At 65.3% G+C, this 10,970-nt stretch carries 9 protein-coding genes; 2 read left to right on the top strand and 7 right to left on the bottom strand.

The genetic code is table 11. The features are described from left to right. A partial coding sequence (locus AKL29_RS08355; RefSeq protein WP_244481843.1) for a phenylacetate--CoA ligase family protein occupies positions 1-1,153 on the bottom strand: 1,153 nt, incomplete at its 3' end. A gap of 95 nt (positions 1,154-1,248) precedes the next feature. Here AKL29_RS08355 and AKL29_RS08350 point away from each other — a divergent pair. Further along, on the top strand, positions 1,249-2,400 hold the full coding sequence (locus AKL29_RS08350; RefSeq protein WP_050383788.1) for an AGE family epimerase/isomerase: 1,152 nt from the start codon (positions 1,249-1,251) through the stop codon (positions 2,398-2,400). A 65-nt stretch (positions 2,401-2,465) separates the two neighbouring features. Here AKL29_RS08350 and AKL29_RS08345 read toward each other — a convergent pair whose 3' ends face one another. From AKL29_RS08345 to AKL29_RS08320, 6 genes are all read right to left on the bottom strand, one after another. Next, a complete protein-coding gene (locus AKL29_RS08345; protein ID WP_018272667.1) occupies positions 2,466-3,305 on the bottom strand; it encodes an ABC transporter ATP-binding protein in 840 nt (279 codons plus the stop codon). A 130-nt stretch (positions 3,306-3,435) separates the two neighbouring features. Then, a complete protein-coding gene (locus AKL29_RS08340; protein WP_050383787.1) occupies positions 3,436-4,719 on the bottom strand; it encodes an ABC transporter substrate-binding protein in 1,284 nt (427 codons plus the stop codon). 60 nt (positions 4,720-4,779) lie between these two features. Further along, a complete protein-coding gene (locus AKL29_RS08335; protein WP_050383786.1) occupies positions 4,780-5,853 on the bottom strand; it encodes a branched-chain amino acid ABC transporter permease in 1,074 nt (357 codons plus the stop codon). A gap of 3 nt (positions 5,854-5,856) precedes the next feature. Next, on the bottom strand, positions 5,857-6,750 hold the full coding sequence (locus tag AKL29_RS08330; RefSeq protein WP_028343071.1) for a branched-chain amino acid ABC transporter permease: 894 nt from the start codon (positions 6,748-6,750) through the stop codon (positions 5,857-5,859). A gap of 211 nt (positions 6,751-6,961) precedes the next feature. Next, a complete protein-coding gene (locus AKL29_RS08325; protein ID WP_050383785.1) occupies positions 6,962-8,890 on the bottom strand; it encodes a long-chain fatty acid--CoA ligase in 1,929 nt (642 codons plus the stop codon). Further along, positions 8,887-9,708, bottom strand: a complete 822-nt coding sequence (locus tag AKL29_RS08320) for an ABC transporter ATP-binding protein (protein WP_028338338.1) — start codon at positions 9,706-9,708, stop codon at positions 8,887-8,889. The genes AKL29_RS08325 and AKL29_RS08320 overlap by 4 nt, the downstream gene beginning before the upstream one ends. A 398-nt stretch (positions 9,709-10,106) precedes the next feature. Here AKL29_RS08320 and AKL29_RS08315 point away from each other — a divergent pair, with 398 nt between their 5' ends. Further along, a complete protein-coding gene (locus tag AKL29_RS08315; RefSeq protein ID WP_028343069.1) occupies positions 10,107-10,781 on the top strand; it encodes a Crp/Fnr family transcriptional regulator in 675 nt (224 codons plus the stop codon). Positions 10,782-10,970 lie beyond the last annotated feature (189 nt).

Here is a 10,970-nt window from a genome sequence, read left to right as displayed (position 1 = left end):
CGAGCTTTGTCACGGCACGCAGCGTTGCCGCGACGTCGCTCTGCAGGGCATCCGCCGCCGAGGCGCATTCGGCCCTCAGCGTCATGGCGTCGGCCTCGCCGGCGCGCGTGACCACGAGGCGGAGGCGCCCGAGTTCGGGATGCCGCCTGCCGATCTCCGCGATCTGCTCGGGGCGCACGAACATCCCCTTCACCTTGGTGGTCTGGTCGGCGCGGCCCATCCAGCCCTTGATTCGCATGTTGGTGCGTCCGCACCGGCTCGCGCCGGGCAGGGCGGCGGTCAGATCGCCGAGCGCGAGGCGGATCCAGGGATGGTGCGGATCGAGCGAGGTCACCACGATCTCGCCGACGTCACCCGGCGCAACCGGATCGCCGGTGCCGGGCTTGACGATCTCCAGGATGAGGTCCTCGTTGACCGTCATCCCCTCGCGCGCCGCCGTCTCGAACGCGATCAGGCCGAGATCGGCGGTGCCGAAGGCCTGGTAAGCCTCGACGCCGCGCGACTTCATCTCCTCCTGCAGCGATTTCGGAAATGCCGCGCCTGATACCAGCGCGCGCTTGATCGAGGACACGTCGCGGCCGGCGGTGGCGGCGGCGTCGAGCAGGATCTTCAGGAAGTCCGGGGTGCCGCTATAGCCGACCGGGCGATAGGCCTCGATCAGCTCGAATTGCTGCTCGGTATTGCCGGGGCCTGCCGGGATCACCGCACAGCCGAGCGCCCGCGCGGAAGCATCGAAGATGAAGCCGCCGGGGGTGAGATGATAGCTGAAGGTGTTCAGCACCACGTCCCCCTCGCGAAAGCCCGCCGCAAACAGCGCCCGGGCGCCGCGCCAGGGGTCCGCCTGGCGGCCCTCGGGCTCGAAGATCGGTCCGGGCGAGGTGAACAGCCGGGCGAACGAGCCGGGCGTGTCGGCCACGAAGCCGCCGAACGGCGGGACGGCCTTGTGCAGGGCCGGCAGTTCCGACTTGCGCAGCACCGGCAGCCCCGCCAGCGCCTCCCGGCTGGTGATGGAGGCGGGATCGGTGCCCCTCAACAGGTTGGCATAGGCGGGCGCCGCCATTGCCTTGCGCAGCACCTCAGGCAGCCGGGCGAACAACGCGGCCTCGCGCTCGGCCGGATCGCGCGTTTCAAGGGCGTCGTAATGGTCGGTCATGGCAGGTCCTTGAGAGGAAGTGCGCGGGTTGCGTGCCGGTCCGCCCGTGCTATCAGACGGTGACCGCTGACATTGGGACGGTTCCAGGGAGCACGATGGCTGAGGCAGAGAGCGTTGCGGCGGACGGGGCCGCCGACGTCGTAGCGAGGCTGAAGCGCCGCATCATCGACCAGGCCCTGCCGTTGTGGTCGACCGCGGGCTGGGACAGCACCGCCGGCGGCTTTGTCGACCGGTTGCACCGGGCTGGGACAGCCGATCGCGCCGCCCCGCGCCGGATCATGGTGCAGGCGCGCCAGATCTATTGCTACGCCAAGGCGGCCCAGCTGGGCTGGTATCCGGAGGGGCGCGCGGTCGCGCTTAAGGGGCTGGACTACCTGCTGGCCAAGGCCAGGGCGCCGGACGGCCGGCCCGGCTTCGTCTACAGCCTGACCGCGGAGGGCGGCGTGCACGACCCGCTGCGCGACACCTACGGCCACGCCTTCGTGTTGCTTGCGCTCGCGACCGCCTACGGCCTCGACCAGGACGCCCAGATCCGCGCCGAGATCGACGCGCTGCTGTCGTTCCTCGATACCCAGCTGCGCTCGCCCCATGGCGGCTTCCACGAGGGCCTGCCGCCTTCGATGCCGCGCCGGCAGAACCCGCAGATGCATCTGTTCGAGGCGATGATCGCCTGCTTCGACGCGACCCACGATTTGTCGTTCCAGAACCGTGCCGGCGATTTCTTCGCGCTGTTCCTCGCCAACCTCTACGACAAGCAGACGCGCACCCTCGGCGAATATTTCGAGGAAGACTGGTCGAAAATCCCGCCGGTCAGCGTCGAGCCCGGGCACCTCGCGGAATGGGTCTGGCTGCTGAAGGGCTTCGAGCGCATCACCGGCTGCCCGACCGGGCGCCCGCGCGGCGAGCTGCTGGCGTCGGCGCTGCGCTATCGCGACGCGGCCACCGGCTGCCTGGTCGACGAGGGCGACGCCGAGGGCAACATCCGCCGCCACACACGGCGGCTGTGGCCGCAGAGCGAGCTGGCGAAGGCCTGGATCGCGCAGGCCGAGTCGGGCGAAGCCGGCGCGGCGGACGAGGCGCGTGCGGCGCTGGTGCTGCTCGAGCGGCACTATCTCGGCCATGCCGTGGCCGGCGGCTGGTACGACCAGTTCGACCGCGACGGCAATTCGCTGGTCGACACGATCCCGGCGTCGTCGTTCTATCATGTGCTCTGCGCGGTTACTGAAGCCGAGCAGGTGCTCGGATAGAACCGCCTTCCTGGTCTGACGCGTTTTCTGCACACGCAACTCCGGCCCGAAAACGCTCGATATCCTCACAGCCAGCGCTTGCGCCGCTTGAAGCTCTTCAGGTTCTTGAAGCTCTTGCGCTGGTCGCCGGCGCCGCCGAGGTAGAATTCCTTGACGTCCTCGTTGTCGCGCAGCTCGTCGGCGGAGCCGTCGAGCACGACCTTGCCCTGTTCCATGATGTAGCCATGGCTCGCAACCGAGAGCGCGGCGCGCGCATTCTGCTCGACCAGGAGGATCGTGACGCCGAGATCGCGGTTGATCTCCTTGATGATCGCGAACACTTCCTTGACGAGCAGAGGCGACAGCCCCATCGACGGCTCGTCCATCAGGATCATCTTCGGACGGGCCATGAGCGCGCGGCCGATCGCGAGCATCTGCTGCTCGCCGCCGGAGAGATAGCCGGCGAGGCCGGTGCGCTCCTTCAGGCGCGGGAAATACTTGAACACCATGTCGATGTCATCGGAGACCTCGCCGTCGCGCCGGGTGAAGGCGCCGAGCCGCAGGTTCTCAAGCGACGTCATGTCGGCGACGATGCGGCGGCCTTCCATCACCTGGAAGATGCCCCGGCGGACGATCTTGTCCGGATCGATGCCGTTGATGCGCTGGCCCTCGAACAGGATCTCGCCGCGGGTGACTTCGCCGTCCTCGGTCTTGAGCAGGCCGGAGATCGCCTTCAGCGTGGTCGACTTGCCGGCGCCGTTGGCGCCGAGCAGCGCCACGATCGCGCCCTTCGGCACCTCGAGGCTGAGGCCGCGCAGCACCAGGATGACGTCGTCATAGACGACCTCGATGTTGTTGATGCTGAGGAGCGGCGGCGGCGGGACTGCCGTCGGCCCCGGGCGGGTGGCTTCGAGGGTTTCGTTCATGGTCTGTGTTACCCTTCGATGCCATTGCCGGGCTCGAGCCGGCAATCCGTCGATCGGAATACGTCTTCGCTTGATGGATGCGCGGGCCGGGCCCGCGCATGACGATGTGTGGACCTGTTCGGCTGCCGCCTCACCAGCCAAACCATTCCGGCTTGCGCGGCAGGTCGACGGTCTTCACCTTCTCGAGCTTGATCGTGCCCTTGCCCATCAGGTCGTTGATGTCGCCATCGGTCGCGCCCGAGACCTTCGAGCGATACAGGTCGACCTTCGTGGTCGGGCGGTGATCCTTCTCGGTCCAGGTCGACGGATTGCAGACGCCGTCCATGCCCGCCGGCACCCAATCCTTCTTCTGGTAGAAGCCCTTGGCGACGTTCTCGCCGGTGGCGCCGCCGTTCTTGGCGGCCCAGTCGAGCGCTTCCTTCAGATAGAGCGCGCTGCAGACCGCGGCGATGTAGTGCACGGGCCGATAGACCTTGCCGGATGGGTCGGACATCTTGGAGATTTCCATCACCGTCTTCATGCCGGGGGCGTTGCCGCCCCAGCTCACCGCCGTACGGAGCGGGAAAATCACGCCGTCGGCTGCATCGCCGGCGGTCTTGGCCGCGTTCTCGTCCATGCCCCAGACATTGCCGAGGAACTGGACGTCGACGCCGGCGGTTTTGCAGGCCTTCAGCACCGAGATGTTGGAGGCCGCCGTGTTGCCGAGATAGGCATAATTTGCGCCCGAGCTCTTCAGGCTGAGACACTGCGCCGAGTAGTCGCCGGGGGAGAGCGCGAACACCAGCGGCGGCAGTACCTCGAAGCCGAGCTCGGTCGCCAGCGCTTCACCGGCCGCCTTCGGCGCGTTCGGATACGGATGGTTGGCGCCCATGTGGACGAATTTCGGCTTGCCGGGCTTGCCCTTGGCCTTCCAGTCCTCGGCGGCCCAGGTCAGCATCGCGCGCATCGAGTCCGAATAGCTCGGGCCGTAGAAGAAATTGTACGGCGCGGGCTTGGCCTTGCCGCTGGTGCCTTCCGGATCGGTCAGCGCGGCGGCGTAGGAGCCGGAGATGTCCGGGATCTTGTCCTGCGCCAGGAAGCCGGTGAGGGCCTCGGTATCCGCCGTGCCCCAGCCCATGATCGCAGCGACCTTGCCGTCGGGCGCCGACCACTTCTTGTACAGCGCGATGGCGCGCGGCACCTGGTAGCCATAGTCGTTGCTGTCGACATTGAGCTGCTTGCCGCCGATGCCGCCGTTCTTGTTGACCCAGGCGAAGGTGTCCGCGACGCCCTGGCCATAGGGGGTGCCGACGTCGGACGTGCCGCCCGAGAGGTCCTGCAGATGGCCGATGGCGATCTGCGCCTGCGCGGTGGCGGCCGCGCTGCTGATCAGCAGCGCAACGGAGACCGAGCTCAAAAGGGATCTAATCGTCATTTTTGCGTTCCTCCTGCTTATTCGTTGAACCGAATTTTGAGTTGCGTTCCGTGCCTTGCGTCAATGCGAGAACGGGTAGAGCTTCCAGTAAGCCTTGATCTGCCGCCAGCGATGCGCGAGGCCGTCCGGCTCGAACATCAGGAAGCCGATGATGATCAGGCCGATCGCGATCTCGCGCAGGAAGGTGATGTTGTTGTTGAGCTGCAGCGCCTTGTCGATGGCGCCGCCCTTCAGCCAGGCGCTCAGCCATTCCATCGATTCCGGCAGCAGCACCACGAAGGCCGTGCCCATCAGCGTGCCCATCACCGAGCCGGTGCCGCCGATGATGACCATGGCGAGGAACAGCACCGAGCGTTCGATGCCAAAACCTTCCTGCGAGACCACGAGCTGATAGTGCGCGTAGAGCGCGCCGGCGATGCCGGCAAAGAAGGCGGCAAGCCCGAACGACAGCGTCCGGTACTTGGTGAGGTTGATGCCCATGATCTCGGCGGAGAGATAGTGATCGCGGATCGCGACCAGCGCGCGGCCATCGCGGGTGCGCATCAGGTTGGTGACGAGCAGGTAGCTGATCACCATGTAGGCGAGCACGACGTAGAAATACTGCCGGTCGCCGCGCAGGGTGTAGCCGAAGATCGAGAATGGGTTGGCGCTGGCCGGCACCGAGCCACCCGAGAACCATTCGGCGCGCGAGAAGAAGTCGAGCAGGATGTACTGCGCGGCGAGCGTCGCGATCACGAGATAGAGTCCCTTCAGCCGCGCCGCCGGCACGCCGAAGACCAGGCCGACCAGTGCCGTGACGACGCCGGCGAGGGGGATGGCGAAGAACACCGGGATCGGCGCGTTGTTGGAGATGTAGGCCGAGGTAAACGCGCCGAACAGGAAGAACGCGGCGTGGCCGATCGAGATTTGGCCGGTGAAGCCGACCAGGACGTTGAGGCCGAGGGCCGCAATCGCGAAGATGCCGATCTGAATCGCGATCGAGAGCAGGTAGTTGGACAGCAGCATCGGCGCGAAGCAGGCGAGCACGATGCCGATGATTGCGAAATTGCGGCTGGTCGCGGTCGGGAAGATCGTGGTGTCGGCCGCATAGCTGGTGCGGAAATCGCCCGAGGGGATGAGTGTGCTTGTCGCCATTGATCAGACCCGCTCAATATCCTTGGTGCCGAACAGGCCGTACGGCTTGATCATCAGGATGATGATCAGGACGTAGAACGGCGCGATCTCGTAGAGATTGCCCCAGTGCAGGTACTGGCTGTCGACATACTGGGCGACGTTTTCCAACAGCCCGATGATGATGCCGCCGAGCACGGCGCCGCCGACCGAGTCGAGCCCGCCCAGGATCGCGGCCGGAAACACCTTGATGCCGTAGGCGGAGAGCCCGGACGACACGCCGTTGACCACGGCGACCACGACACCGGCGACCGCCGAGACCGTGGCCGAGATCGCCCATGCCATCGCGAACACGTTCTTGACGGAAATGCCGAGCGACTGCGCGACCTGCTGGTTGAAGGCGGTGGCGCGCATCGCAAGGCCATATTTGGAGGCGCGGAAGAACCAGGCCATGCCGACCATCATGGCGAGCGAGACCACGAGGCTCATGACATAGACGGTCTGGATCTGCAGCCCGAACAGGCTGACCGACTGGCTCTGGAACACGCGCGGGAACGGCTGCGGGTTGACGCCGAAGATCCACTTCAGCGCGGCCTGGAACACCGTCGACAGGCCGATCGTCACCATGATCACGGAGATGATCGGCTCGCCGATCATTGGACGCAGGATCACGACCTGGATCGCGATGCCGAAGATGAACATGAAGACCAGCGTGATCGGCATGCCGACCCAGAACGGCACCTGATACTTCGTCAGCAGCGCCCAGCACACCCAGGCGCCGACCAGCAGCAATTCGCCCTGCGCGAAGTTCACGACCTGTGTCGCCTTGTAGATCAGCACGAACGACATCGCGACCACGCCATACAGCGTGCCGACCACGAGGCCGTTGACGATCAGCTGGATCAGGAACTGGGTGTTCATGGGGTGCGGTCGCTCCGGACTGCGGCGCCAGCACCCTCTCCCCTTGTGGGAGAGGGTGGCTTCGCAAAGCGAAGCCGGGTGAGGGGTTGTCTCCGCAACGGGATCGTGGAGAGGGTACCCCTCACCCAAGCGAGTCGACTAGCGGTGTAGCCTTCTCCCACAAGGGGAGAGGGCATATTCATGAGCACCGCGCTCTGGTCGCGCAACACAGTCATTCCGCGGCCTCCGCAATCACGGCGCGGCCGAGATCGACGACCTCGAGCGTGGTGCGGACGCGCTGGGTCGAGCCGTCCTGGAAGCGGATCACGGTGTCGACGGGGATGCTGGCCTTGCCGCGGTAGATCGCATCGATGATGTCGGCGTATTTCTCGTTGATGACGCCGCGGCGGACCTTGCGGGTCCGGGTCAGCTCGCCGTCATCGGCATCGAGCTCCTTGTAGAGCAGCAAAAAGCGCGAGATGCGTTGCGCCGGCGGCAGGGTGGCATTGACGGTCTCGACCTCTTTCTTGAGCAGCGCATAGACTTCGGGCCGCGAGGACAGGTCGGTGTAGGTCGTGAAAGAGATCCGGTTCTTCTCCGCCCATTTCGAGATGATCGAGTAGCGGATGCAAATCATCGCGGCGAGCGCGTCGCGGCCGGCGCCGAGCACCACCGCCTCGGCGACATAGGGCGAGAACTTCAGCTTGTTCTCGATATATTGCGGCGAGAAGCGTTCGCCGCGCGAGGTCTCGGCGAGATCCTTGATGCGGTCGATCACGACAAGCTGCCGGTTGTCGTTGTAGAAGCCGGCATCGCCCGAATGCATCCAGCCGTCCTTGATGTCGGCGACCGATGCTTCGGGGTTCTTGTAATAGCCGTGGAACATGTTGGGATGCCGCACCACGATCTCGCCGACGCCGTTGACGTCGGCATTGTCGATGCGGATCTCGATGTTGTCGGCCATCGGCACGCCGGTGGTGTCGGGATCGACCTTGCCTTCGGGATGCAGCGTGTAGGCGCCGAGCAGCTCGGTCTGGCCGTACAGCGTGCGCAGCGGCACGCCCATCGCCTGGAAGAACTTGAAGGTATCCGGCCCGAGCGCCGCGCCGCCGGTCGCCGCCGAGCGCAGCCGCGTGAAGCCGAGCCGGTCGCGCAGCGCACGGAACAAGAGCTGGTCGGCGAACACAGAACGCTTGCCCTCGGCGAGCGCCGCAAGGCCGGTCCTCATGCCGAGGTCATAGAGCCGCTGCTTGAACGGCGAGGCGTCCATCACCCCGGCACGGACGTCGGCCGCGATCGATTCCCAGACCCGCGGCGCGAACAGCACGAAGGTCGGCGCGATCTCGCGGAAGTCGTGCATCATGGTGTCGGGCTCTTCGACGAAGTTGACCTTCATCCGGGAGAGCAGCCCTTTGCCCAGCGCGTAGATCTGTTCCATGATCCAGGGCAGCGGCAGCACCGAGACATATTCGTCGTCCGGCCCCTTCGGATCGAAGGCGAGATAGGTCGCGCAGTGCCGCAGCACGCGCCCGGCCGAGAGCATCGCAAGCTTCGGGTTGGCCGTCGTGCCCGAGGTGGTGCAGAGGATCGCGACGTCCTCGCCCTTCGTAGCATCGACCAGTCGCTCGTAGAGCCCAGGCTCGCGCGCGGCGCGATCGCGGCCCAGCGCAACGAGCTTGCTCGCCTCCATCAATCGCGGATCGTCGTATTTGCGCATGCCGCGCGGGTCGGAATAGACGATGTGCTTGAGGCGGGGCACGCGATCGGCAAGGCCGAGCAGCTTGTCGACCTGTTCCTCGTCCTCGGCGAAGACCAGCTTGGCCTCGCCATAGGTCAGGAGATAGGCGGCTTCCTCGTCCAGCACGTCGCGATAAAGACCGAGGCTCATCGCGCCAATCGCGTGGGCAGCGATCTCGGCGGCGACCCAGTCCGGCCGGTTGTCGCCGATAATGCCGATCACGTCACCGCGGCCAAGCCCGAGCTCGACCATGCCGAGCGCGAAATCATGGGTGCGGGTCTGGTAGTCGTTCCAGGTGAATTCGCGCCACAGCCCGAAATCCTTCTCGCGCAGCGCGATCTCCTGGCCGTGCTCCTTCGCGTTGAGGCGCAGCATCTTGGGAAAGGTGTCGGCCTGCGCGGCGCGACCGGCATAGTCCATCATGCGGCACTCTCCCGCACCGCCGGCTTGTCGTCGGGATCGACCAGCGCCTCGTCCTCTTCGCCGAGGTAGGCGCGCTTGACATGGGGATCGGCGAGCACGGTGGCCGGATCGCCCTCGGCGATCTTGCGGCCGAAGTCGAGCACCATGACGCGGTGGGAGATGTCCATCACGACGCCCATGTCGTGCTCGATCATCATCACCGTCATGCCGAACTCTTCGTTGAGATCGACGATGTAGCGCGCCATGTCTTCCTTCTCTTCGAAGTTCATGCCGGCCATCGGCTCGTCAAGCAGGATCAGTTGCGGCTCGAGCGCCATCGCACGGGCGAGCTCGACGCGCTTGCGCAGGCCGTAGGGCAGGGTGCCGGCGGTCGCCTTGCGCACCGATTGCAGATCGAGGAAGTCGATGATCTCCTCGACCTTGCGGCGGTGCTCCAGCTCCTCGCGGCGCGCGCCGGTCAGCCAGTACAGCGATCCCGTGATGAAGTTGTTCTTCAGGAGGTGATGGCGGCCGACCATGATGTTGTCGAGCACGCTCATGTGGTGGAACAGCGCGAGATTCTGGAAGGTCCGGCCGATTCCGAGCCGGGGCCGCGCGTTCGGGTTGAGGCCGGTAATGTCCTGGCCGCGATAGAACAGCTGGCCTTCGGTTGGCCGGTAGCGGCCGGAGATGCAGTTGACGATCGAGGTCTTGCCGGCGCCGTTCGGGCCGATGATGGAGAACAGCTCGCCCTCGTTGACGCCGAAGCTCACTTCGGTCAGCGCGCGGACGCCGCCAAAGCGCAATGAGACTCCGCGCACCTCGAGACTATTAGCCACCCTGTTCCCTCCAGATACGGGCGCTTTGGCGCGCTCTTTATCTTCGCTTCGATCTTGCTTCGATCTTACATGGGCCGCCGAAGGGAGACCATCCGACTAATGATGCCGGCGTTCGGGAGCATCGCTTGACCCGATCGCCTGCGTCATGCGCGGTAACGCCGCACCCGCCTGCAAGCCCGTCCCTCGCGTCGTCCGCGTTCAGCGATCCATCAAGGCGCTGCGCGACGTTACGCGAGGTGGCTCTGAATACGAGAAAGCGATAGGTTGAATTGTCATGTGCCCGACATTTGGTCAGGAATTTTCGCTGGCATTCCAGGCCTCGGGTCCCTGGCTTCGCGCACGGCGTTGCTGCGGTGCAATATCGTTGCAGTATCTTGGGGTAGGACGCCGTCGCTAGAATGATTGCTGCTGATTACCTGAGGCGCATCGCGGCCTGGTCGCGCGAACTGAGCGAGCAAGAAATCGAAATCGCGCGCGCCGGCATTTCCGAGAAATCCTATCGCGCCAACGAATTCATCTTCATGCGCGGCGACAACTTCCAGTATTGGACCGGCATCGTCACCGGGTTGGCGCGCATGGGCATCGTCTCGCGCGGCGGCAAGGCGGCGAGTTTCGCGGGCCTCACCGCAGGCGCGTGGTTCGGCGAGGGGACCGTGCTCAAGAATGAGCCCCGGCGCTACGATGTGGTTGCGCTGCGCGACACGCGACTGGCGATGATGGATCGCCGGACCTTCGTCTGGCTGTTCGAGAACAGTGTCGGCTTCAACCGATTCCTGGTCGGCTCGCTCAATGAGCGGCTCGGCCAGTTCATCGCGCTGCTCGAATATGGCCGCACGCTGGACGCCACGGCGCGGCTGGCGCGCTCGATCGCCTCGCTGTTCAATCCGATTCTCTATCCCGACCTGACGCTGCACCTTGAGATCACCCAGGAGGAGATCGGGGCGCTGTCGGGAATCTCCCGGCAGAATGCCAACCAGTGCCTGAAGCGGCTCGAGCGGGAAGGGCTGTTGCGGCTCGAATATGGCGGGGTGACCATCCTCAACCTCGACCGGCTGCGGCACTATGGCGAGTGACGGGTTCCGGGCGCATTGAGCCGTTTTCGCAGACCTAAAGTCCTGATTTCAAACGATTAAGCCATTAGACTTGGGGCAGGCTGGATGCTACAGACCGGCCTCGTCGGGATCGCGCGGTTTTCGCGCTCTCTGGAGATGACATGGCGGTTAAGGATTCGGCGGCTCAGGACTCAAAGCGGCGCGTTGCGC

This window comes from Bradyrhizobium pachyrhizi (assembly GCF_001189245.1).
GTDB classification, from domain to species: Bacteria; Pseudomonadota; Alphaproteobacteria; order Rhizobiales; family Xanthobacteraceae; genus Bradyrhizobium; species Bradyrhizobium pachyrhizi.
Note: the sequence above shows the minus strand (reverse complement) of the source record. Positions and strands in the feature narration are given on the sequence as shown.